The sequence below is a fragment of the Ignicoccus sp. genome, from assembly GCF_056435145.1.
Window position 1 is genome coordinate 67,433 of the sequence record NZ_JBWNMZ010000001.1, and the last position, 22,120, is coordinate 89,552.

30 protein-coding genes are annotated in these 22,120 nt (G+C 52.6%); 18 read left to right on the forward strand and 12 right to left on the reverse strand.

What is annotated here, in order from left to right; genetic code table 11:
* The first annotated feature begins 8 nt into the window (after nt 1-8).
* Complete coding sequence (gene prs / locus AC1HCZ_RS00445) at nt 9-905, forward strand: ribose-phosphate diphosphokinase (RefSeq protein WP_479461574.1); 897 nt, start codon at nt 9-11, stop codon at nt 903-905.
* Here the strand turns inward: prs and AC1HCZ_RS00450 are convergent.
* The 3 genes from AC1HCZ_RS00450 to AC1HCZ_RS00460 all read right to left on the reverse strand — a co-directional run bounded on the left by AC1HCZ_RS00450 (nt 874) and on the right by AC1HCZ_RS00460 (nt 3,279).
* Nucleotides 874-1,320 (reverse strand): endonuclease V, encoded by a 447-nt coding sequence (locus AC1HCZ_RS00450; protein WP_479461575.1) that lies wholly within the window; start codon nt 1,318-1,320, stop codon nt 874-876. The genes prs and AC1HCZ_RS00450 overlap by 32 nt on opposite strands.
* A 73-nt stretch (nt 1,321-1,393) precedes the next feature.
* Nucleotides 1,394-2,605: an ORC1-type DNA replication protein gene (locus AC1HCZ_RS00455; RefSeq protein WP_479461576.1), complete on the reverse strand. Its 1,212-nt coding sequence runs from the start codon at nt 2,603-2,605 to the stop codon at nt 1,394-1,396.
* Nucleotides 2,606-2,673: 68 nt separating this feature from the next.
* Nucleotides 2,674-3,279, reverse strand: a complete 606-nt coding sequence (locus AC1HCZ_RS00460; RefSeq protein ID WP_479461577.1) for a 30S ribosomal protein S7 — start codon at nt 3,277-3,279, stop codon at nt 2,674-2,676.
* Nucleotides 3,280-3,345: 66 nt separating this feature from the next.
* Between AC1HCZ_RS00460 and AC1HCZ_RS00465 the strand changes: the two genes are divergently transcribed.
* On the forward strand, nt 3,346-3,816 hold the full coding sequence (locus tag AC1HCZ_RS00465; protein WP_479461578.1) for a bifunctional nuclease family protein: 471 nt from the start codon (nt 3,346-3,348) through the stop codon (nt 3,814-3,816).
* A 15-nt stretch (nt 3,817-3,831) separates the two neighbouring features.
* Here AC1HCZ_RS00465 and AC1HCZ_RS00470 read toward each other — a convergent pair whose 3' ends face one another.
* The 5 genes from AC1HCZ_RS00470 to AC1HCZ_RS00490 are packed head-to-tail and all read right to left on the reverse strand — an operon-like array spanning nt 3,832 to nt 8,976.
* Complete coding sequence (locus tag AC1HCZ_RS00470) at nt 3,832-4,275, reverse strand: 30S ribosomal protein S12 (protein ID WP_479461579.1); 444 nt, start codon at nt 4,273-4,275, stop codon at nt 3,832-3,834.
* 13 nt (nt 4,276-4,288) lie between these two features.
* On the reverse strand, nt 4,289-4,720 hold the full coding sequence (locus AC1HCZ_RS00475) for a NusA-like transcription termination signal-binding factor (RefSeq protein ID WP_479461580.1): 432 nt from the start codon (nt 4,718-4,720) through the stop codon (nt 4,289-4,291).
* Between the two features lies 1 nt (nt 4,721).
* Nucleotides 4,722-5,045, reverse strand: a complete 324-nt coding sequence (locus tag AC1HCZ_RS00480) for a 50S ribosomal protein L30e (protein ID WP_479461581.1) — start codon at nt 5,043-5,045, stop codon at nt 4,722-4,724.
* Entirely contained in the window at nt 5,042-6,310 is a 1,269-nt protein-coding gene (gene rpoA2, locus AC1HCZ_RS00485) for a DNA-directed RNA polymerase subunit A'' (RefSeq protein ID WP_479461582.1), read from the reverse strand. The genes AC1HCZ_RS00480 and rpoA2 overlap by 4 nt, the downstream gene beginning before the upstream one ends.
* A complete protein-coding gene (locus tag AC1HCZ_RS00490; protein ID WP_479461583.1) occupies nt 6,307-8,976 on the reverse strand; it encodes a DNA-directed RNA polymerase subunit A' in 2,670 nt (889 codons plus the stop codon). Before AC1HCZ_RS00490 ends, rpoA2 begins: the two co-directional genes overlap by 4 nt.
* Before the next feature lie 133 nt (nt 8,977-9,109).
* Here AC1HCZ_RS00490 and AC1HCZ_RS00495 point away from each other — a divergent pair, with 133 nt between their 5' ends.
* The 3 genes from AC1HCZ_RS00495 to AC1HCZ_RS00505 are packed head-to-tail and all read left to right on the forward strand — an operon-like array spanning nt 9,110 to nt 10,634.
* Nucleotides 9,110-9,736 carry an HAD family hydrolase gene (locus AC1HCZ_RS00495; protein WP_479461584.1) on the forward strand — a complete coding sequence of 209 codons (627 nt, stop codon included), beginning with the start codon at nt 9,110-9,112 and terminating at the stop codon, nt 9,734-9,736.
* Between the two features lie 11 nt (nt 9,737-9,747).
* Complete coding sequence (locus tag AC1HCZ_RS00500; RefSeq protein WP_479461585.1) at nt 9,748-10,203, forward strand: RecB-family nuclease; 456 nt, start codon at nt 9,748-9,750, stop codon at nt 10,201-10,203.
* Nucleotides 10,200-10,634, forward strand: a complete 435-nt coding sequence (locus AC1HCZ_RS00505; protein WP_479461586.1) for an RNA-binding domain-containing protein — start codon at nt 10,200-10,202, stop codon at nt 10,632-10,634. The genes AC1HCZ_RS00500 and AC1HCZ_RS00505 overlap by 4 nt, the downstream gene beginning before the upstream one ends.
* Here AC1HCZ_RS00505 and AC1HCZ_RS00510 read toward each other — a convergent pair.
* Nucleotides 10,606-11,289 carry a hypothetical protein gene (locus AC1HCZ_RS00510; protein ID WP_479461587.1) on the reverse strand — a complete coding sequence of 228 codons (684 nt, stop codon included), beginning with the start codon at nt 11,287-11,289 and terminating at the stop codon, nt 10,606-10,608. The genes AC1HCZ_RS00505 and AC1HCZ_RS00510 overlap by 29 nt on opposite strands.
* Nucleotides 11,290-11,459: 170 nt before the next feature.
* Here AC1HCZ_RS00510 and AC1HCZ_RS00515 point away from each other — a divergent pair, with 170 nt between their 5' ends.
* The 10 genes from AC1HCZ_RS00515 to AC1HCZ_RS00560 all read left to right on the forward strand — a co-directional run bounded on the left by AC1HCZ_RS00515 (nt 11,460) and on the right by AC1HCZ_RS00560 (nt 17,880).
* Nucleotides 11,460-12,146: a metallophosphoesterase family protein gene (locus AC1HCZ_RS00515; protein ID WP_479461588.1), complete on the forward strand. Its 687-nt coding sequence runs from the start codon at nt 11,460-11,462 to the stop codon at nt 12,144-12,146.
* Nucleotides 12,147-12,178: 32 nt separating this feature from the next.
* Nucleotides 12,179-12,487, forward strand: a complete 309-nt coding sequence (locus AC1HCZ_RS00520; RefSeq protein WP_479461589.1) for a hypothetical protein — start codon at nt 12,179-12,181, stop codon at nt 12,485-12,487.
* Nucleotides 12,488-12,493: 6 nt separating this feature from the next.
* Nucleotides 12,494-13,156 carry a potassium channel family protein gene (locus AC1HCZ_RS00525; protein ID WP_479461590.1) on the forward strand — a complete coding sequence of 221 codons (663 nt, stop codon included), beginning with the start codon at nt 12,494-12,496 and terminating at the stop codon, nt 13,154-13,156.
* A 5-nt stretch (nt 13,157-13,161) separates the two neighbouring features.
* On the forward strand, nt 13,162-13,914 hold the full coding sequence (locus tag AC1HCZ_RS00530; protein ID WP_479461591.1) for a hypothetical protein: 753 nt from the start codon (nt 13,162-13,164) through the stop codon (nt 13,912-13,914).
* Between the two features lie 120 nt (nt 13,915-14,034).
* Nucleotides 14,035-14,325, forward strand: a complete 291-nt coding sequence (locus tag AC1HCZ_RS00535; protein ID WP_479461592.1) for a hypothetical protein — start codon at nt 14,035-14,037, stop codon at nt 14,323-14,325.
* A 146-nt stretch (nt 14,326-14,471) separates the two neighbouring features.
* Nucleotides 14,472-15,002 (forward strand): phosphoribosyltransferase, encoded by a 531-nt coding sequence (locus AC1HCZ_RS00540; protein WP_479461593.1) that lies wholly within the window; start codon nt 14,472-14,474, stop codon nt 15,000-15,002.
* Complete coding sequence (locus tag AC1HCZ_RS00545) at nt 14,962-15,348, forward strand: hypothetical protein (RefSeq protein ID WP_479461594.1); 387 nt, start codon at nt 14,962-14,964, stop codon at nt 15,346-15,348. Before AC1HCZ_RS00540 ends, AC1HCZ_RS00545 begins: the two co-directional genes overlap by 41 nt.
* The gene (locus AC1HCZ_RS00550; protein WP_479461595.1) at nt 15,332-16,657 is read left to right on the forward strand and encodes a DUF711 family protein; all 1,326 of its coding nucleotides are present in this window, start codon (nt 15,332-15,334) and stop codon (nt 16,655-16,657) included. The genes AC1HCZ_RS00545 and AC1HCZ_RS00550 overlap by 17 nt, the downstream gene beginning before the upstream one ends.
* A gap of 180 nt (nt 16,658-16,837) precedes the next feature.
* Nucleotides 16,838-17,224: a 50S ribosomal protein L7Ae gene (gene rpl7ae / locus AC1HCZ_RS00555; RefSeq protein WP_011998266.1), complete on the forward strand. Its 387-nt coding sequence runs from the start codon at nt 16,838-16,840 to the stop codon at nt 17,222-17,224.
* A complete protein-coding gene (locus AC1HCZ_RS00560) occupies nt 17,221-17,880 on the forward strand; it encodes a 7-carboxy-7-deazaguanine synthase QueE (protein ID WP_479461596.1) in 660 nt (219 codons plus the stop codon). The genes rpl7ae and AC1HCZ_RS00560 overlap by 4 nt, the downstream gene beginning before the upstream one ends.
* On the opposite strand, the gene AC1HCZ_RS00565 is transcribed toward AC1HCZ_RS00560, so the two are convergent.
* Nucleotides 17,877-18,743 (reverse strand): hypothetical protein, encoded by an 867-nt coding sequence (locus AC1HCZ_RS00565; protein WP_479461597.1) that lies wholly within the window; start codon nt 18,741-18,743, stop codon nt 17,877-17,879. The genes AC1HCZ_RS00560 and AC1HCZ_RS00565 overlap by 4 nt on opposite strands.
* On the opposite strand from AC1HCZ_RS00565, the gene pyrD reads away from it, so the two are divergent.
* Entirely contained in the window at nt 18,738-19,724 is a 987-nt protein-coding gene (gene pyrD, locus AC1HCZ_RS00570; protein WP_479461598.1) for a dihydroorotate dehydrogenase PyrD, read from the forward strand. The two genes, AC1HCZ_RS00565 and pyrD, sit on opposite strands and share 6 nt — an antisense overlap.
* A 52-nt stretch (nt 19,725-19,776) precedes the next feature.
* On the forward strand, nt 19,777-20,010 hold the full coding sequence (locus AC1HCZ_RS00575) for an Lrp/AsnC ligand binding domain-containing protein (protein ID WP_479461599.1): 234 nt from the start codon (nt 19,777-19,779) through the stop codon (nt 20,008-20,010).
* Here AC1HCZ_RS00575 and AC1HCZ_RS00580 read toward each other — a convergent pair.
* Nucleotides 20,007-20,363, reverse strand: coding sequence for a hypothetical protein (locus AC1HCZ_RS00580; RefSeq protein ID WP_479461600.1), 357 nt, complete (start codon nt 20,361-20,363; stop codon nt 20,007-20,009). The genes AC1HCZ_RS00575 and AC1HCZ_RS00580 overlap by 4 nt on opposite strands.
* Before the next feature lie 104 nt (nt 20,364-20,467).
* Here AC1HCZ_RS00580 and dcd point away from each other — a divergent pair, with 104 nt between their 5' ends.
* Nucleotides 20,468-21,010: a dCTP deaminase gene (gene dcd / locus AC1HCZ_RS00585; RefSeq protein ID WP_479461601.1), complete on the forward strand. Its 543-nt coding sequence runs from the start codon at nt 20,468-20,470 to the stop codon at nt 21,008-21,010.
* A 224-nt stretch (nt 21,011-21,234) separates the two neighbouring features.
* Here the strand turns inward: dcd and AC1HCZ_RS00590 are convergent, their stop codons facing one another.
* Nucleotides 21,235-22,092: a sugar phosphate isomerase/epimerase family protein gene (locus AC1HCZ_RS00590; RefSeq protein ID WP_479461602.1), complete on the reverse strand. Its 858-nt coding sequence runs from the start codon at nt 22,090-22,092 to the stop codon at nt 21,235-21,237.
* Nucleotides 22,093-22,120 lie beyond the last annotated feature (28 nt).

The following is a 22,120-nucleotide window of genomic DNA, read 5'->3' on the forward strand; positions in this document are numbered from 1 at the left end:
AGACGGCAGTGGGTAAGGTGCTATGCCTAACCCCGCCTAAGGGGTTGTGCGACGGTTTGGTGTCATCCTTAAACGCGGAGACACACTTCATAGAGAGGAAGAAGTTCCCTGACGGAGAGAGCTACGTGCGCATACCGATACCGGTCTCGGGAGAGGACGTGTTGGTCGTACATACGGGCTTTCCGAACCAGAACGACAGGATCATAGAGGCCCTACTGACCATAGACACCCTCAAGGACTTGGGCGCGGAGAGCGTTACCTTACTCATGCCATATATGCCCTACGCGAGGCAAGACAGGAGGTTTAGGGAGGGGGAGCCCGTCTCTATAAAGACTTTACTCAGGACGCTCTCCAACATGGACTTGGACTACTTGATCGTTGTTGACATACACAAGGAGTATTCCTTGAGCGAGTTCGGCGGGGGCGCTTTCAACGTGAGCGTCCTACCCTACCTAGCCGAAAAGGTAAAGGACCAAGTAGAGGACCCGCTGGTGCTGGCCCCGGACAGGGGAGCGACGGCGAGGGCCAAAAGCGTCGCCTCCGTCCTAAAGGCCCCTTGGGATTACTTGGAGAAGCAGAGGGACAGGGTGACGGGCGAAGTGACCATAAGACCTAAGGAAATAAGCGCAGAGGGCAAGACTGTGATAATAGTGGACGACATGGTTTCCACGGGTTCCACACTCGCGCTGGCAGCCAAAAACCTCAAGAAGGCCGGGGCCAAGAGGGTCCTCGCGCTCGTCGCGCACGCGCTAATGATAGGTGACGCGGAGAGCAAGCTCCGAGAGGCCGGCGTGGAGAGGGTCATAACAGCTAATACGCTAGCGAGCGACTATCCTACAATAACTAAAGTGATAGACGTGAGTGAGTACTTGTCTAACTTCCTCGTCGAGAAGGGGCTCGTGTGAGCCAGAGGCCCGCGGCGGAGGCGAGCTCGTGAGCTAAGATCACCTCTTCCGGCATCCCCCTCCTTACGCTCCTCTCCTCAACCAACCTCAAGGCATCTCGGTGGTCCATCCCGTAAGGTGCGACGCAGAGCCTGTAAGGACCTCTCTTGAAGCACTTGACCCTCTTCAAGTACTCTTTCACGACTTCCTCGAAACGGTCGTCGCCATAAAGCCTCTTGGCCACAGGCACGGCCTTGATCACGCGCGGCACGAACTTGCTCACCACTATAGCTCTCTCGAACTTCGAGGGGTCGACGTAACCCAGGCCACAGATAGTTATGCTATCTATTATAACAACGTCGCCCTCGGCCAAGGGCGATAGCGCTCCAGTCACGTCGCCCGGGTCCTTCTTGAAGGCGTGCACTTGAAGCCTCACGACCTCGGGGGGCCAGAGGGCGGTCTGGAGCGCGACGACCGGACAGACCGCGGAGGGACGACCGTCGTCGAAGCTAACCGGCGACCTCCGCCACCGTGGGGTCTACGAGCAGCCCCTTTCTTATAGCCTCGGGATCGCTCTCCAAGCTTATTACCCGGGTGAGGCCCCTCCTTCCCCTACTCACGATCTCGGTTGAGATGAGGCCCAACATGTCTAACTCGGAGATGAGGTCTCCGACCCTCCTCAGCGTCAAGGTCTCTATCCCGAGCTCGGCAGTTAGCTCCTTGTACTTGCGGTAGACTTCGCCAGTATAGGTGGTCCTCCCGTCCTTGGTCAAGAGGAGTATAGAATAAAGTATTAACTTACTGTGCAACGGCAAGCTCTTCACTATCTCCACCACTCGGTCCTTCTCCATCTGCTCCCAAGCCCTCTTGACGTGTTCCACGGTAACCTTCGAGGACCCGCTCCTCTCCGCTATTTCGCCGGAGATCCTCAATAGGTCGAGAGCCTTCCTCGCGTCCCCGTTCTCCCTCGCAGCCAACGCAGCACAAAGCTCGATCACGCCTTCTCCGAGCACACCTTCCACGAACGCCATCTCCGCCCTATCCTTCAATATGTCCCTCAACTGCTCGGCTGTGTAAGGGGGGAACACGAGCTCCTCCTCACCTAGGGAAGACTTCACCCTTGGATCGAGCCAACTAGTGAAGTTCACGTCATTAGTTATACCCACTAACGACATCTTGGACCTCTGGAGCTCCTCGTTTATTCTGGTTAACTTATAGAGCAAGTCGTCACCGTACTTCTTCACGTGGTAGTCTATCTCGTCCAACACTAGTATCATTAAAGTTCCCTTTTTGTCCAAGAACTTCTTAAACCTCGAGTAGAGTTCGGCCGTCGCCACTCCCGTGGGGGGTACCCTTATTCCTATATCCTCCAACATCCTCGCCAACACTCTGTAAGGTGTGTCGTCCCTCTTGGTGTTGATGAAAGTTATTTTCAACTTAACCCCCTTCTCGACGGCCTTTTCACTAAGTTTCTTAACGACGAGCTTTACGACAGCCGTCTTACCGGTGCCCGTAAGGCCGTATATGAACAAGTTATTGGGCTTGTAACCCTTAAGCGCTTGTGCGAGGACGCTGGCTACCTTCCTTATCTGCTCTTCCCTGTGGGGAAGCTTGTTAGGTAAGTAATCGGGCAGCAGCACGTCCCTGTTCTTGAATATCCTTGAGCTCGTCACACGTTCAAAGACGTCGTCGAGGATGTCGTCGAAGTCCGCAGTCAGCACTGGTCACCCGTCACAGTGTAGTCGCCCGCGCGGAATAAATAGCTGGAGAAGGAAAGGAGGATCGAAGGTCAGCGCGAGGATAGAGCTATCCTCTCAATTTCTTCCTTCTTCTGTATGGCGTAGCTCTTAGGATCGTCGTTAGCCGCAGCGACTATCTCCTCTGCTAAGGTCTCCTCTAACGGCTTCTGGCTCTTGAACGCCTTCATCCTGGCGCCTTCCGTCAAGAACCTCAGGGCCAAGTCTACCCTCCTCTGAGGGCTCACGTCCACGGCCACGTGGTAGACTATACCGCCGTACATTATCCTCGTAGTTTCCTCCCTTGGAGCTGAGTTCTCTATGGCTCTCACGAGCACTTGTAAGGGGTTCTGACCCGTCATCAAGTATATCAGGTCGAAGGCCCTCTCTACCACGCTGTAAAGCTTGGCCTTCTTACCCATGTTCTTCCCAGGCCTCATGAGCTTGTTTATCAATCTCTCCACTATAGGGACCTCGGCCTTTCCAAACCTCCTCTTCTCGTGTCTGCCCGCGGTGTACGGGGTCCACACGGGCTTCAAGCATATGTACTTCTTAAGGCTGGGGTCCCTTATTTCTACGCCATCGTAGTCCCACTTGCCGAACAGCTTAGGCTCCAAGGGACTTATAGTTTCCCTCTCCATGCCTTCGTGACCCGTCATCGCTTCGCGCTCCCACGTTTTAAGGCTTTGAGTCCAACACCGAGGCAGACGGAGGGTGAAAGCCGCTTGGAGGGCAGGCTAGTTAGGGTCGTCGACGTCGACGCTAGGATAGAAGAGGTGTACCAAAGCGCCCACTTAACGCCAATCACAGTTATAGTTTGTAGGCTAGAGGACTCGAGAACCTTCCGCTTGTACTACGTTCCAATAGAGGTAGTGTACGCTATCAAGAACTTGAAAGAGGGCTTCAACCACGTCCCCCGGAGCACGAGGAACTCGCTCTTCGATATATTACCGTACTTCGAAAACGTGATAGAGAACTTCAAGAATGTGATAGAGAAGGTAGTGATAGACGAGATAGACGAGGACAGCGGCCTTTATACGGCGAAACTGTTCTTGAACCTAGGCTCGGTAAAGTTATCAATACCTATGATACCTAGTCACGCTATATACTTGGCTTTAGTGACGGACAAGCCCATATACGTCGACGAAAAACTGTTGGAGGGAGAGTACGGGGAGGCTGGGGACTACGAAGACTGATAGTACTGAACCCCTTCACCTAACGGGCTTCTGTTTTTTGCCCCTGAGTATTGCATCTAAGGACACTCCGTTCACAAGCACGACTTTGTACCTGACTCCCGGGATGTCACCCATCGACCTCCCTCTGGGACCGCCTATGCCGACTATGACCACTTCGTCGTGCTCGGATATAACGTTGAGGCCGCCGTCCCCGGGGACGAAGGCCGTCACAACTTTCCCGTTCTTGACTAACTGCACCCTAACGCACTTCCTCACTGCTGAGTTGGGCTTACGCGCTTCCACGCCGACCTTTTCGAGGACTATTCCTCGCGCCATCGGGGCTCCTTCCAATGGGTCGTACTTCTCCTTGAGCTTCAACATCCTCCTCTTAAATTCCCTTTGACTCCATCTGAACTTAAGCCTCTTCCTCTCCAGCTTCCTGGCGGCGAACAGCCCGTTGGGGGCCTTCTTACCTGGCACCGCGCATCACCCCTCAGACCACCACGAGCGAGTCCACATCGAAGTGTCTTTTAAGGATTAAACGGGCCTTGGCGACGTTACGACCCTCCCTACCAATGGCTACTCCCTTATCCTTAGGGTTTACCCTGGCATATACGACCTTCCCTTTTGATGTCTTACTCACCCTAACGCCCACCACTCTGGCGGGGGCCAAGCTGTTCTTCACCATCTCCTCTATGTTGTCGCTGTAGGGGACTATCTCTATCTGCTTCTTTAAGATCTCTTTCAGTTTCCTAACCATAAAGCCTCTCTTGCCTATCGCCCTCCCCACGTCCTCTGGTTTCACCAAGAAGATTATTCTATCGAAGGTGGGATCCACTATACAGTCGACGGGCGTTACGCCAGTCAAGGTGGCGAATGTTTGCATGTACCTAAACTCCTCCGGGGTAAGGACTATCTCCGGCATCTCACTCAACCCTGCTCTCAGCTTTTATTGCATCCACTATTTTAGAATCGCCTTCATCCAAGACCGCGAGCGCACTCACTACAAAGGGTTTTGCGCATAGAGTGCCTAAATCCTTACTGCTCCCCGGATATATGTACACTGGTATGTTACTAAGCTTGGCGTAGTATAGTATGTCTCTCCTAACTATCGGCGGGGCTCCGGCAGAGACTATTGCTGCTTTCGCCTTCCCGGTCTTCAATAGCCTTATAGTTTGTTTAGCCCCCAAGACTACCTTCCCGGTTCTCAAGGCAGTCTTCAACTCGGCCTCTATCGCAGTCACGGTCATTCACCCCCTTGACGCTCTTCACTACTCTTTTTAACTCTCCTTACGAACTCTTGCGGATTCATCGCCAATAACACCATTCCGGTGCCCAACGGTATCGGCTGACCGATTATTATGTTCTCGGTAACCCCCTTCAGTTCGTCCACCTCCCCCTCCACGGCCGCGTCCACTAGCTGCTTCACAGTAACCTCGAAAGCCGCCCTAGCTAGGACGCTGGGCTTGGTGCCGGCTATGCCGTGCCTCCCCACTTGCCTGACCTCGCCGCTCCACGTCATCGCGTCGGCCAGCAGCATTACGTGTCTCCTGTCCACGTCCAGACCTTGATCCTCCAGCACGTCGAGTATCTCGTTGATTATAGCTTGTCTGGCTGCCTCTATACCCAACACCTCCTCTATCTCCTTAATGCTGTCACTTATCGTCCTCGTAGGGTCGACGCCGTCCACCTCTAACACTTGCGCTAAGTTAGAACCGTCGGCGATTAGGACGTACTCGTCTTCTCTCTGCTGGACGATCACCCTGTTTATCCCTTTAATGCCCTTGATCTTTGCCGACAAGACTTTGTCTCTCACCTTCTGCAACTCGCCTATGGAGGTATATGCCTCGGGGTCGAGCTTCACGATAACGGCATACTCGTCGTCGGGGTCGGGTTCGGCCTTTCCTTTTATCCTTAACCTGTTTATCGCTTTAATGACGTCGTCTCTCGTTATTCCTTTGTCTTCCATCATCTCTGGATCCAGACGAAGTATTATGGCGGTCTCGAACCAATCAATCTCAACGCTGGAAGCCACATTCTCTACCTTAGTCATTTCTATCTTTCTAGCTACCTCGAGTGCCTTCTCTTTATCGTGTCTGTAATCTTCGTCTAAGTAGATAGTCATGGTGGGGGTGCTGGGGGTGCGACGCGCGTCAACTATCTCTATTAGCCTGGGGAGGCCCAGAGTAACGTTTAACTCCTTTACGCCTGCATAGTGGAACGTCCTCAGCGTCATTTGTGTGGAGGGCTCGCCTATGGACTGGGCGGCCACCGTGCCTACGGCCTCTCCGGGCTCCACTTGGGCCCTCAAGAAGTATCTAAACGTCAGGTCCACTACTTTCTTCAGCTCTTCCTCGCTGACCTCTGGCTTTACATCTATTAACTTCTCAACGTTCCTCCTCAAATCGTCAATGAACTTCGGCTTAGACTTTATGTTGTATTCTTCGTACAGCCTCCTCTCCCACTCGTCTATAAGCTTGAACGCATATTCGAGCTTGGCCGCCGCTCCGCTCATAGTCTCACCTTCGTAACTTTTTCAATGACGTGTTTAACGTCGACGGACTCCCCATGCGCGCTCTTCGTCGGGTCTACGCCGTCGTCTCCGTAGACGCTTTGATATAGCGCACCCCAAGCGTCCTTCACTGTGCCGTCATAATCGACCTTCAAGTCCTGTAAGGCATTTATCAACCTCCTCTGCATGTAGCCGGACTGGCTCGTCCTAACGGCCGTGTCAACCAAGCCTTCCCTCCCTCCTGCCGCGTGGAAGAACACCTCTGTTGGGGTCAAGCCCTCGTAGAACGAATGCTTCACGAACCCTCTGGCGTCGGGACTTATGTCGCCCCACTCGAAGTGGGGTAAGGTCCTCTTGCGGTAGCCTCTCTTGATCCTCTCTCCTCTGACCGATTGCTGGCCGAGCAGCGCCGCCATCTGCGTTAAGTTCAGTATGTTCCCCCTCGCACCGGCCTTAGCCATTATTACGGCATTGTTTAGCGGGCTCAAGTACTTGGCTGCGATCTCGCCGGCCTTGTCCCTAGCCTTGGCCAACACGTCCATTATCATTAGCTCTAACGTCTCCTCCGGGGTCCTTCCCGGCAAGGGTTCCAACAACCCGTTCTTAAAGTCCTCTATTAGTTTCTCGACCTCCTCGTAGGCCTCCTTCAATACCTCCTCTATCTCCTTTTTGGCTTCAGGAGGTAGCCTCACGTCGTCATACCTTGTAGTAAAGCCCCTCTTCTCTATGAACCTCAAGAACATCTTAAACGCCCTGTCATATATCTCTCTACCCTTCTCTGGACCGTACTCGTAGACTATCCAGTGCATCAAGCTCTTGGGCTGTTCGTGGCCTATGGACTTCTTGTCCAACACCCCTTCAACTAGCTCGCCGTCCCTAACTACTACGAACGAGTCGTAGAAGCAGTACTCATCGTCGCACTTGAGCTCGCCGGTAGATATGTTAGCCTTCCCGGAGTAGTTAAAGTCCTTAGGCAAGAACACTGAGAACAGTTGTTTGCCGGTCCACACGGTCTTGGGACTCAAGACCGCGGGCTCCGGGAGCTCCCCTTCGTAGCCGGTCACTCCCAAGAGTTCTTGCACGTCGCTTCTGTCCAACAGCGTGGCGACCGTAGTTAACAAGTATGCTCCAGAGATGTAGTCTTGGAGACCCCCAATTATCGGGCCGCCGTATCTGGGGCTCAGTATGTGTTTCTCGACCAACATCAGTTCTAGCGCTTCCGCCCTCGCTTCTTCGCTCTGTGGCACGTGTAAGTTCATCTCGTCGCCGTCGAAGTCTGCGTTGTAAGGAGGGCAGACAAGAGGACAGAGGCGGAAGGTCTTACCGGGCAGTACTCTAACTAGGTGAGCCATTATGCTCATCCTGTGGAGGGACGGCTGCCTGTTGAACAGCACCACGTCCCCGTCTTGCAAGTGTCTCTCGACGGTGCACCCCGGCTGTAAGCTCTCCGCTATTATTTTGCGGTCCTTGGCGTACCTCAAGTCTATTCTGCGTCCGTCCTTTAATATCACGTAGTTAGCACCGGGCCACTTGTTAGGACCATTGATGACCAGCTTCCTCATCTCTTCTATATTCCACGGCGTTACCTTGACTGGGACAGTCAGAGTCTTGGCTACCTCTATCGGGACCCCGACCTCGTTTATGGATATGTTGGGGTCGGGGCTAATGACGGTTCTCGCAGAGAAGTCGACCCTCTTGCCCGAGAGGTTGGAACGGAACCTGCCCTCCTTGCCCTTTAGCCTCTGAGCCAAGGTCCTCAAGGGCTTGCCGGATCTGTGCTTAGCGGGCGGGATGCCGGGGATCTCGTTGTCGAAGAACGTGGCTACGTGATACTGTAACAGTCCCCATAAGTTCTCTATCATTGCCTCGGACGCGCCGCTCTCTATGTTTTCTCTCAATTTGTTATTCGTCCTAACTATGTCTGCCAGCTTGTGAGTCAGGTCGTCTTCGGACCTCATTCCAGTTTCGAGCACGATCGAGGGCCTGACGGTGACGGGCGGCACGGGCAGCACTGTTAGGACTGTCCACTCCGGCCTGGCCTCCTTAGGGTCGAAGCCGAGAACCTTGGCGTCGTTATCTGGTATGTTCTCAAGCCTGTTCCTCACCTCCTCGGGATTCAAGTAGTGGAGCCTGGGTATCCTCTCCTCAATGAAGCTGTAAGGTTTCTCGAGCTTGATCTTGTACTGCTTAGCACCGCAGTGGGGACACTCCATGACCTTGGCCGCCTTCTTCCTGACGAATGCCGTTACCCTCTTAGCCAACAGAGGCCACTTGTTTTCCAGCTTTTCATACAATCGCAAGAACTTATCTATTTCCTCGTCGGGAAGCTTTACCCTGCCACAAACCCTACATGTGGCACGAAGGGCATCGTAAATGTGGGGTACGAACTCGTAATGTATGACAGGCTTTACCAACTCTATATATCCGAAGTGGCCGGGACAGTCGTGAAGCGTGTTGCCGCACGTGGGGCACCTCTGACCGGGGCTGGTAACTCCCATACGCGGATCCATTATACCTCCTTCGACTGGCATGCCGGCCTCATCATACGCTTGGTCGGTTACAACGGCGACTACAGCCATCTTCCTTATTTCGTCCGGCGAGAGTATTCCGAACTTTATCTCTTTAATTATCTTGTCCGCTCGAGGGGCAAGGCGAAACCTTTGCGGCATGCTACCCGGGATCGAAGCGAGAACTGAGGAGGATAATAAACTGCCTAGTGTAGCTTTATGAGTGAGCTGTAAGAGACACGAGCGTGACCAAAGAGGTATATCGGGAACACCAGAACCCCTCAGGGTCGCGCGATTGAAGAAGCTAGCACTCCTCGACTTAGAGGGGACATTAATAGACTTCGAGTTCTGGGAGGAAATGGCCGAGATCAAGGGTAACAAAAAACTCAAGCTGCTCTTAGAGAAAGGGCTGAGGGGGCCGGGGTGGTACGAGAGTTTTCTCGACAGAGTGAGGCTTATATTAGGGACTCCTAAAGAGGTGGTCGAAGAGGTTGCGAAGAAAGCCATAGGGAAGATAAGGCCGGAGGCGGTAACTCTGGTTTCTGAACTAAAGAGGAGACGGTACGTGACGATGATTGTTTCTGGGGGTTTCGAAGAGTTCGTGGCCCCCGTGGCCCACGCCTTAGGCGTGGACGACTACGTGTCTCAGAAGCTCATCTACCACAACGATACGATAGTTGGCGTGTTGCCAGTCTTCAAGGAAAAAGAAGAAGTAATAGAGAAGCTTCGCCCTTGGTTCGACTTCATACTAGCTGTTGGAGACGGTTACAACGATATTAATATGTTAAAGAAAGCGGACGAGGCTGTAGTAGTTGGAAAGAGGGCCAAGGAAATATCGAATAGTGTGAGTGCTAAGGCATACGGCGATTTGAGGGAGTTCGTCGAAGACCTCCTAAAGGGCGGGAACAGCGTTAGAATTTAAGTCCCTTCGGGATGCTGGTCCAGAGAACCTTGAAGAAGGTATTCGTTGTCGCGCACGCCCCCACGAGCGTCCAACGCTTGGAGGACTTGGCTAAACTCGCCTTCGGGTTCGGCGAACCCGTGGGCGGCCTCGTGGTCACAAAGCCTTCGGGCGCCGCGGCGCAAATAGGCGTGCCGGAAGTGAGCAAGCTAGCGTACAAACTCGACAAGGCGTTTTTCGTCTTCCCAGATATAGACGACGCATTGGAGCTGCTGAAGCCGCAGAGAGTTTACACTGTCTCGAGGGATTACGGGGAGGAAGTTGAGCGGGTGGAGGCAGAGGGCATAACGCTGGTCGTGGTGGGTGCCAGCGAGCCCGGACTCACCAAGCTGGAAGCATCTAAAGGGAAGGCGGTCTACCCCAAAGGCCTCGAGGGCGAGATAGGCCCTATAGGCGCCGCTGCTTTAATTTTGGTGGGCTTGAGATGATAGAGAGGATGGAAGCGACGGTTATAATACACGCGACGGAGGACCCAGAGAAAGTTATGGAGTCCGTTTTTAATTTGTTAGGACTAAGTGCCGATGAGATAAAAGACATAGAGATGTTAAAGTCCAAGGGCCATCATGGAAATCCTATCACATATGTAAAGATAGTGATTAAGGGGAAAAAGGCCCAAATGGCTTTTAAAAATATAATCCGCAAGATGGACGATGTCGAGTACCAGATATTAAAACGGGAAATGAACTTGAGGACTGAAGGAAGCAAACTGTACTTAAGGTTCGACAAGCAAAGGGCCTATTTGAACGAGGTGTCTTTGAGCACGGGGTCGGACGTGGTCAGGGTAGTGGTGGTGTTTAAGGGCAAAGTGGACGAGGATAGACTAGAGAGGTTTAGGGGGGCTGGCAGCGCCGAGAAATAGAGGTCCTCAGTGCCTCCCTCTCCTCCTTACTCAACAGCACCTCCACGTCCCACTTCGTCAAGGGGTTGAGTGACACAGAGGCATGAGAGACATAGAGGCTCCCTCTCTTGAACGCCTCCTTGAGTTCGCTACATGAGGCCGTCTCTAAGAACTCTCTAAACTTTTCGTTGAACTCTACTGCCTCCTTTAGTTCCTCGTCGTTTAGCACCTTTCCGCAGACCATGCAACTCCCGTCCGGGGCCACCGCCCTAAACCCGCAGTTAGGACAATATCCTACGGGCCCGGGGTCGCCCCGCAGCCTCCAACCCTCCTCCCAAGCCCCTTGGAGGGGGCTGACGTCCAACCCCAGCCTCTCAGCCTCTTTGTACAAGCGCTGAGCGACCGGTATCACCAAGGGGCCTATGTTCGCCGCCACGAACTCGTATTGCTCGGGCGTTAGCTTATTTTCCGGGATTATTTCCAGCAGCTTGAAAGCTATTATTGACATAATTTTGCTTTCGTTTCTCCTTATGTTTTTTATTACGTTCTCTGGCTTCGGCTTGGTCACCCTGTCCCCTACCAAGCCTATTATTATGTCGCGCAAGAGCTCTACATACTCATCCTCGGACAAGCCTAAAGAATCCAAACCCAAGGCGGAGGCTATCAGAGGCGCCACGTCTTCCGCGAACTTGGCTGGGTCCCACTGCCTCCTTTTGACCTTACTGCTCCTCTTACGCCTACCCTTACTGCTCAGTTTCGACCACCTCTCCGGCTTCTCGGAAGAACGTTCAAATGTAAGGGATCACACCTAAGTTCCTTTACCGTAAACCCCAGACAGGGAACCACTTGTTAGCGCTCGCGTTTTCAGACGTTCACTCCCCGAAGTACCTTCATCTATTGAAAGCGGACGGCAACTACCAGCTGACTTTGATGGCAGGAGACTTAGTGGAGAAATCGAGAGTAGAAAACTTGCGACCGGTCATAGAGTTCGCAAAGTCAAAATCTGAAATCCTCTTGTCAGTGTTCGGAAACGAGGAACACCGGGAGAAAGAGGAAGAATTTAGGAGAACTTATCCGGAAGTGCGCTGGCTAGATGATGAGTATATAGTGGTAGACCTAGACGGTTCTTGCGTAAGCGTCGTAGGCTCCCGGGGGTCTCTACTGAGACCCACTTCTTGGCAGAGGAAACACTTACCCAACATAGAGGAAGAGTATTCTAGGAAGCCGGAGGTCCTCAAGATGTTAATAATGGAGGCCAAGAAGGAATGTCCGACAATAATCTACTTAAGCCATTATGCCCCTACTTGGAAGACCTTAGTGGGGGAGAAGAGGAGCATCTGGCCCTACTTGGGGGACCCAAGGCTCGAGAAGGTCCTCCTAGAAGAGGGCGTCAAGCTCGCAATCCACGGACACGCGCACTACGGAAGGGTGAGCTATGTCAACCTAGGTCGTTTGATTATTTATAACGTAGCGCTCCCCGCGAGGGGCAAGCCAACGAGGATATCCGTCGGCGTGCAGCAGAAGCTCATTTAGTTCTCTCGGAATCCCCGGCAGGGCAAAGAGTTTTGGCGCATTGGAGCGAAATGCTGCTGCTAGACTACGCGTTCATGTACTCGCTTTCAACAGTGTTCTGGAGATTACTAAAGACCAAGGTGAAGAGAGAAAGACCGTTCGTACTCGCGTACGCCACCGGAGCACATCTGGTCTTCTCAACTGCTCTGTTGAAACTGAACCTAATGGAGTGGATACCTCTGGCTTTAATTAGCTACTTAGTAATGGCGGCGATATCAATAATACATCCCGATAAGGTCATGTTACCTTACGTGTACGTAGCTTGGTCAACCCTCATAGCTCTAGAGGTCGCGATGAGGTGATGCTCCTTGAAGATACTCGTCGTGGGTATAGGCGAGTTGGGACGGCGCGTTGCTACCGACTTGAGCTTGAAAGGGTATGACGTAGTTGCCGTAGACGTTAACAGCGAGAAGTGTCAAGCTTTGGCCAGGGAGGCCGATGTAATGGTAATCAACAGGGACGCAACTGACCCCAGCCTCTACGAAGAGCTGGAGCTGGGGAGCTTCGACGTGGTTATCGCCTCCACCGACAGAGACGAAGTCAACTTGTTCGTGGCCGCCGTAGCTAAGGAATACGGGGTGGGTAACGTGGTAGTCGTAACTAGAACGGCCAAAGCTTCTGAACTTATAGAGATGTTGGGACTCGCGGACGTGAGCTTCCCGTCGCCAATAGTGTCTGCCAAACTGGTAATAAGTTATATCGAGGGCAAGTATGGAATAGTGGAACTAACAAAAGTCCTGAGCGGTAAGTACGGGATATATTCGATAGAAATCACCTCGGGGGATAGCAGCGTAGGAATGAAGATAGGCGAGATAAAGGAAATTTTACCTAAAGACGTGTTAATATTAGCAGTTTTCAACGGGGAGCAGTTCGTAGAGCCGGAAGAGGAGTTAACGTTGGAACCGGGCTACATCCTTATCTTGCTGGCCCCGGTGGGACGAGAGGAAGACATCGAAAACGCCTTGAGGTGAAAGACGTGGAGCTATCACTGTACGTACTCTTACCATACTCTGCGCTACTCACAATAGCTTATATAATCTTAAAGGCTAAAATAGTCAAAGACCTAGTCAAGAGAAGAATAATGAGCCCCACGAGCGCTAAGGACGTAACACACATACTTGACTACATCTTCGTGGTGATGCTAACCGTAGGCGACCTCGTGGGCTACTTGTCTCCCCAAGCTCTGGCGTTCTTACTTTCAGCCTTACTCATTGTGACTCCATTCCTCTTCTGGGACGTAATAAGATCCGTCGTGCATTACTATATAATTACGTCGACCAAGATAGCAAACGTGGGCAATTTCGTTATCTTGACGAGAGGGGTGAGGGGCTGGATAAAGAGGATAACCCCATTCTTTGTTGAGCTCAGGGGGGAATACGAGGAAACCGTGAGAGTGCCTAACAGCTTAGTCGCAATGGAGTTGGTGAGGATCCCGAGTCGTTCCTTACCCTTCACATTGACCGTTAAGTTCTACGGTGTAAAGGACTTTAACACGATTGAAGAGATGTTGAGAGACGCTGTAATTTACACCAAGAAGTTCAGCGTCGCTGAGCCAAAGATAAAAATTAGAGGCGTCGGCAACGACTGGATAGAATACGAACTGACTTATGGGCTGAGGAACTACGAGGTCACTAACGATATAATGAAGTTTCTTGCCAACAAATTAGGAAAGCTCGTAGACGGCGTCAGGTTTGAGATAAAGAGAGAGCACTCGCTAATGCTGAAGTGAGGTTTGAACGATGATCGAACGACGGTCTCCTGAAGCGGTGATGACTCTTCTCTCAAGTGAGTTCGGGGAGAAGTCTCATAAGAGGTGTTGAAAGCGGAGGGTCTGGAGCGGAGTTGGGTCTTGAAGACCGTCTTGGGTCCCCTAGAGGCATACGTGAACGGAAACAAAGCCGTCATCATGAACTCCTCAGATAAGCCAGTCTTCATCGAAAGGCTCGACGTGCTCTATTATTATACCGTTAACACTCCCGACGGCAAAGTATCGAGGAAGAGGGGGGAGGAGACGGTCCTTGTAAAAAAGGAGCTGAAACCTAACGAATCGTTGAGCATAAAGTTCGATATAGATATAGCGGGCTTCAAGGTAATACTAGTAAACGACGGCGTAGAAGCCTACGAAAGGCTCCTCGAATAGTTTTAAGGGATCTCGAAGTTCCGAGGTAAGGGACCGCCCTACCAAAGAGAACTCCGGGGAGGCCGGTGCACCGGGCGATGACTCGGAGGGTCAGGGGTAGGGTACAAACCCCTCTTCCTTCCGAGGCTCCCGGAGGTTATCCAAACGTGTATGAGATCGTGAGCTGGAAGGACGTACAACAGATGAGCTTGCAGTTGGCAAATACGGTCAGAGGCTCTGTTGACATCGTAGTAGGCCTTCTGCGAGGCGGCTACGTTCCGGCACACATCATAGCGGACGCGCTGGGCCTAGAACTGTATGTCATGAGAATCAAAAGCTATAAGGGAATAGGAAAGAGGGGCAAGCCCGTGGTCTTACTCCCCCTAATCGGCGACGTGACGGACCGGAGGGTCCTCTTAGTGGACGACGTGTGCGACACTGGCGAGACCTTAAAGGTGGCTAAGAGGTTCCTCGAGGCCTACTCTCCTGGGTCGACAATCGTAGCCGTCCTATACAAGAAGCCCCAATGTAAAAGTGAAGTCGACTTCTGGGTTAGGGAGAGCGAGGGCTGGATAGTGTTTCCGTGGGACGCCTTAGAGACGCTCAGGGAAGACCCCAGCGTTAAGGGAGCCCTCGAGAGGACGTTGGGGGTCGAGCTTGATATTCTGGGGCATGGCCGAAGTGCCGGAGAGGCCTAGACACGCCTACGGTACAGACCCAGTAAGGCTTAGGGCCGCTGCGGCCTTGGCTTACGACGACTTCTCAAAGGGATGTACCATTTCTAGCTATTTCCCAGTGGAGGTCCTATTATATTACTTCGGTACGAAACAGATCTCAAAAGCCCTGGAACTCTCAGCTAAAGAGCTGGAAAGCGTTGAGGTCGCCTACTTTGCTGACATCGAGATACCGCCCAAGCCCCTCTGGGTGACCGCGCTCGAGGGGTGTCCTTTCGAACGGGTGCCCCGGGAGTGGATAGTAAAAGCTATGGAGATTCGGTCCGAGAAGCGGCGGAAGAGGTGTAGGAAGGTTGAAGTTCCGGCCTGAAGAGATAGCTGAAGTAACTGAGATGCTCCACTATTTGAACCTCGACGTGAGGGCAGTTACCCTCTCGTTAGACGTTTCGAGAAAAGAGAAGGAAGAGGTAGTAGAAATAGTCGAAAACATGGGGTCCGAGCTGGTGCACGCAGTTAGGGAAGTCAGCGAAGAGCACGGAATACCAATAGTGACCGTAAGGATGGCACTAACCCCACTCGTTGAGATAGTTGATGATGAGGACGAGCTGGTTGAGCTAGCTAAGGAGCTGGACAAGGCTGCGGCCAGAACTGGAGTGGACGCCCTGGGCGGCCTCGGCGCCTTCGCCGAAGTGGGGCTGAATTCGAGAACTAAGGCGTTTATCAAAGTTTTGCCAGAAGTCTTGTCAGAGACCGAAAGACTCTTCGGATTCCTGAACGTCGGTGATACTTGGAGCGGTCTAAACGTAGAGGCAGTATACGAGGTCAGCGAGGCTCTAACAGAACTATCAATGAGGACCAAAGGTATTGGTAACGCCAAGTTTTTGGTCTCCGTGAACTTGCCGGGGGACGTACCCTTTATGCCGGGAGCCCACCACGGCAAGGGGAGGCCTGAGGCGGAGGTCAACGTGGCCATCTCCGGCCCGGGCGTCATGGAGGCTGTAGTGAGGAGGTCTAGGGTCAACAGCTTTAGAGAGCTCTACGAGGTGTTGAAAAAAGCGGCCTTCAAAATAGCTAGGCTAGGAGAGTTCGCTGGCAGGAAAGTGGCCGAGAAGTTAGGGGTTGAGATGGGTTCTGTGGACTTGAGTTTGGCACCGACCCCCAAGATGGGGGACAGCGTAGCGAAGGTCGTGGAAGCGATGGGCGTTCCCTCTTTCGGTGCCCCGGGGACTCTGGCGGCGCTGGCGCTGTTGGTCGAAGCGCTGAAGAAGGGAGGTGCAATGGCAGTCTCGCGCTTCGGCGGGTTCTCTGGACTATTCATCCCCTTAAGCGAAGACTCCGGGATGGTTGAGGCCGCTCAAAGAGGGACTTTGGACTTGTACAAGTTGATTGCGTACACGTCCGTCTGCTCGGCCGGACTGGACATGGTACCGATCCCGCTAGTAACGCCTGAGACCCTAGCGTCCATTACCCTCGACCAACTAACGATAGGCGTCATAAATAGCAAACCGCTAGGCGTACGCTTGCTACCCGTCCCAGGAGCGAAGCCGGGGGACGTAATAGAACTGGGCGGCCTCTTGGGGAGGGGCGTCGTGCTCCCGGTGGAGGACTTGCGTCCTAACGATTTCATAAGGTTGAAAGGCCACGTCCCCCCGCCTACGCTCAGACTCCACAGAGGCTGATGAGGTGGCTCCGGGTGCCGACGAGAGGGCGTGAGGACGACCCTACGGGGCCCGAAGCCTCAGAGCCCGACCTCAGATCACCGTTCAGCGCTCAGCTTACTCTTCATCGGCACACATCGCTGTCCTTCACTCTTTTTTAACCTCCCTCCCTTGCGCCCTCACGACGAGGGGTAGATGAGGATGAGCAAGCCGTTCTACGTCAGATTTGAGGTACCCCCCGAGCTGGCCGAGAAGGCTTACGAAGCCTTGAGGAAGGCGAGAGAGAGCGGTGGGAAAATAAAGAAGGGCACCAACGAGACCACCAAGGCTGTCGACAAGGGTCTTGCAAAACTAGTACTTATCGCAGAAGACGTGGATCCTCCAGAAATAGTGGCGCACCTACCGTTACTCTGTGAAGAGAAAAAGATACCTTACGTATACGTGCCCAGCAAGAAGAAGCTCGGAGAGGCCGCTGGCATAGAAGTACAAGCCGCGGCGGCCGCCATAATAGACCCTGGCGCCGCCAAGGACTTGGTAGAGGAAATAATTAAAGAAGTAGAACAGATAAAGGCAAAAGCCGGGCTTTGAGATTGGAATTTGAAGTAATTGAGGAATTTTTGTCCATCCAAGGCGAGGGCAGCTTAGTAGGAACGCCAGCCTACTTCGTGAGACTGGCCAGGTGTAACTTGCGCTGCCCTTGGTGCGACACGAAGCGTTCTTGGTTGCCCGGACGAAAGGTCCCTGTAGATGAGGTGGCCGAGAGGGTCCTCGAAAGCGGCGTCAACCTCACCGTAGTGACCGGCGGCGAACCCTTACTGTGGCAACTGGAGATAAGGAACTTCCTGAAGGAGCTCGAGAAGGGAGGATTCAAGGGGGTCGTACAAATAGAGACTAACGGTACTATCTATCCGGTCGCATTGGAAGGGTTCGACGTCTGGATAACCGTCAGTCCTAAGGTAACGTGCGACTACTACGTCAACTTTCCACAGACAGTTAAGAAGATACTGAACGAGTTTGCGGGGGAGCTGAAGGTTGTAGCGAGAAAGACCGACTTATCGTGCGTAAAGAAGTTCCTCGAAGAACTCGGAGAGGTCCGAAGGCCGGTGGTGCTCCAGCCTCTGGAAGAGGGCGGAGACTATTCCAAAACCGCGCACGAATTCACAATAGAGGTACTAAAGGATGACTACCTAAAGAAGAAAGTAAGAGTAATACCACAAGTCCACAAGCTCGTTAAGTTGCCCTAACCTACGGCGAAGGTACAACTCTCACAGAGCGCCTCTATTACCCCCACGGCAGACACTGACCCGCCGCCCTCCTTAATCCACGAAACTATGTCATCGAACGTCAACTCGCCCTCTTGTTTCAAGGAGTAAGGGAGCGCCGGGTTGGGCTCGTAGCTTTCCGAGAACTTTACCTTAAAACTGAAGGTTCCCCCTTGCTGGACCACTTCTCCGGGTATAATTGGCCCGACCACCACACCCACGTCGCCGCTGGGCAAGTATTGGAACGGGTTTAGGTACTCCACCCTCCAACTCGTCTGATCGTCTGCGTCGTTCTTGCACCACCTCGCCGTGTCGTTTACGGCATTTTTGAGTACGTCTTCGTCACAGCTGACGTCTACTTTGTATACGGCATGTAAGGTGTTGTTTAAATAGCAAAGGGCCACGAGAGTGTTAATCCTTCCAAAGGCGGCGTCGGTAAAGTTTTGCTTACTTCCATCGTCTAAGTTTGATATCGCAGAAACTGAAGCGACGACGTCGTACAAGGAGATAGACTTAAAAACGTTGCCTCCGTAACCCTTTATCAAATATACGCTGGAGAGCCACCAGTTCTTGCCGCTCCCGCTCTCCTCTAAGCAAGCGAAGGGTACGGCGTCGTCTAACTCGTTTTTCTCACTCTCGCTGCTCGTGTAGTCTTTCACAACTATCGTGCCCACCACTTTCGCGGGCGGGTTTACGAGGAAGACGTTCTTTTGGCTCTCTTCCCTTATTCTCTCCGACTGGTGAGTTACCGACGAGATGTAAAACGACGCCAAGAACGCTGCCGCCGCTATAAAGATCATTATTAGAACCAAGACCTCGACTACATTAATGACGCCTTTTTGCAAACTCGACTACCCGTCGAATGTCCGGAACTTCCCGATATAATCCTAAGAAGGCTGTGCGTCGGGGGCCACGGAGTGCTCGACCTAAGCGTCGACGTTGGCGGCTTGAAATTGAAGCTCCCTTTAATGCCGGCCTCCGGGATATTGGGCGGAAGCCCCGAAGCTTTGGAGGCCGTGGCCAAGAAGGCAAAAGTGGGGGCCTTGGTTACGAAAACACTTACTTTAGAGTACCGGAAGGGCAACGAACCCCCTATAGTGGTCTCGACCCCGTGCGGCCTCGTGAACGCGGTGGGCTTGGCCAATCCCGGAGTAGCCGCGGTGAAGGGATTAGTTGAAGTTGGAAAGAAGTACAACTTACCCGTCGTCGTATCAATAGCTGGCAAGGATGAACGTGAGTTCGCCGAAGCCGCGTGGGCTTCTGTGGACGCTGGGGCCAGCGCCCTCGAACTTAACTTGTCTTGCCCCCACGCGAAGGGGTTGGGCCTCGAATTAGGGATGGACGTAAGCGCGGTTAGGAAGGTTGTTGAGGCCGTGGCAACTACGGTCAACGTTCCGGTATTCGCGAAGCTCGGGCTTGTAGACAAACTCGTCGAAACGGCGAGCGCAGCCCTAGATGCGGGAGCTTCGGGCTTAGTACTCATAAATACAATAAGAGCTATGGTAATAGATGTCGACATGATGGAACCTGTCTTGTCGAACAAAGTAGGCGGGCTCTCGGGTAAGGCGATTCATCCCATAGCAGTAAGGGCTGTCTACGAAGTTTACAAAGAACTCAAGGCCCCTATCGTAGGCGTCGGCGGAGTGTACGAATGGAAGGACGCAGTAGAGCTTGTATTGGCAGGGGCGAGTGCGGTTCAGATAGGCACGGCGGTGGCCGACAAGGGGCTCGGGGTGTTTTCCGAGGTCTTAGCCGGAATGGCCTGGTGGATGAGTTCCAAAGGGTTCCGCTCCTTAAAGGAAGCCGTGGGAGTCGCCGTGAAGTAGGAGGTAAGGCAAAAAATGTTCTGCGCGTACTGATCTCGTGGCGGTGAGCTCCTTGGCACGCGTCTACCTGTTGATTAAAACTGAGTCGGGTATGGAAGAGAAGGTTTACAACGCTTTGAAGGGGTTGGAATACGTAAGCAGAGTAGACATAGTAACAGGTCCCTACGACGTGATAGCGATCTTCGAGGCTGACAGTTTAAGTAAAATAGAAGACTACATACTCAATAAAGTGAGGAAGACGGAAGGGATCAGGGAGACCACAACGCTGATCGCTCTCACCGCTTAGAGGCGTTCTACAGTGAGTTTTTCCACGCCATCCTTTTCCAAGAATATCCTCACCAAGTACACGTTACCACGATACTCAAAGAACATGAGTTCTTCCTCATCATAATCCTCATCGCCAATAAATTTAGCCTCATAAGGAAATACTAAAACGAATCTGTCGTAGATTCCGCGAGAGGTTATGTGCTTTCCGGTGACACATATAACTGGTGACTTCTCTCGCTTCGAAACCATAATGCTCTCTAGGATGCCCTTAGCTTCGTGTTTCCTCTCCAAACAACTCATCAGCCTTTCTCTTATCTTTCCGTTGCTTATGCTCTCTATCACGAAGGCGAATGCTTCTTCGTGCTCTTCCAACTCTTGAAAGCCCTCGAGGTCCTCCTACTTAGATGTTTATTAGTGAACTCCTGTCCTGACGGCGTTATTACTGAGGACTCTTCTAGGGCCACAAAGGGGAGCGCGTGATCCTGTCTGATGGCGGCATAAGGAGCTACCTAAAAAGAGGGCTGCTAAAGATAGAGCCGTTGGATGAAGACCAGATAAGGGAGAACGGCGTGGACTTGACTATAGGCCGCCAGTACGCTCGCTTCAAGAAGGTCAATGAGGTATTGGACGTAACTGAGGAGAACGACTTGAGCAAGTACTACCAAGTCGACCTCATGGACGACGAAGGAATAGTGATAGAGCCGTACGAACACGTCTTGCTGCACACGGCCGAGTACGTTGAAATGCCTGCAGACCTGGTGGGCTTGGTAAACCTCAAGAGTAGCTTCGCAAGGCTGGGCCTTTACATACCGCCAACGGTAGTGGACGCGGGTTTCAAGGGCGAGATAGTAATAGAGGTAATTGGCAGCTCGTTCCCGGTGAGGGTGAAGCCCGGAGTACCGTTCATCCACTTGGTGTTCTTGAGGACGGATTCGCCTGTGTTAATAGATTATTCGGCTAGAGGTCATTATCAAGGACAGAGGGGCATAAGGCTGCCGAAGCTACCGATAAGACTTTAGCCCTATTACTTTGAACTACACTACCTTTGGACTGCACAGCTCTTCTACTTTGATGCATTGCGGCTGGCTAACAGCACAAAACCTCTACCGGCGATCAATAGCGCCTAACCGTATGAAGTTATTATATCATAACGAGTCACGCGGTTATGCGAATACGTGTGCGTAGGCGTTTGCCGGTACTCGATTAGGAATGTCCGTCAGTAATCTTTTGGAGAGTATAGAAACTAAGCAGCTGGCACTCGCCCCTTTTCGTAGACGAGTTCCCACGAACGGACGTCTTTCATCTCCTTTCCGACGACCTTGGGCGTAGCTTCCTCTCCCTTACCTACGTAATAGATCTCGTAAGTTACGTATTCCGCCCCTAAGGTCACGTAAGCCTTTGCTGCTGCCCTCTTAGTAAGGGGGTAGCCCAGCGGCTTGTGCTCCCTCCTAGGGGCCTCCACCCCGTGAACGTGAGCGCACAAGGTCCGACCGCCTATAGTGTTTTTCCATAACTCTATAACGTCGTCAACATCTACGTCGTTTAACTTCAACTTGTGCCTCTGCATAAACGTAGTTACTGCATGAGCGATATCAAAGCAGAACAACGTCTTCGTTTCATCCCTCAATATACCAAAAAACTCTGGGGTTCCTAAGTTTCCGACGTTTTCTACGGCCGTATCTACGGACATCTCACGCGCGAACTCAGTGAGTTCCGCAACTGCCTCCTTCCCGGCCCGGTAGACCTCGTCCACTGTGTCCCGGAAGAGTTTCTCCGGAGTGGTGACGTGATAAACAACGTACTCCACGCCAAGATCTGAAGCCATCTTTATAGCCTTCTTTATTATGTTTATTGACGCCTCACGCACCTCCGGCCAAAGCGTGGCTACGTCCAGTCCTCTCCAAGGGGCATGAAAGCTCACCTCTAGTCCGAAGTCCCTAATTTTTTTAACTATCTCCGCAACCAAGCCGTCATTATACGGAAGCGGGTAGTCTAAGCTGAACTCGACGTAGTCAAAGCCGGCCTCCCTAACCTCTTTTAGCAAATCGTCCAGCTTGTCTAGGTGTCCTTTCCATGCCGCCCAGCCGTACTTCCTCGCCATTATACCCCTACGCCTAGCTCTTTGGGAG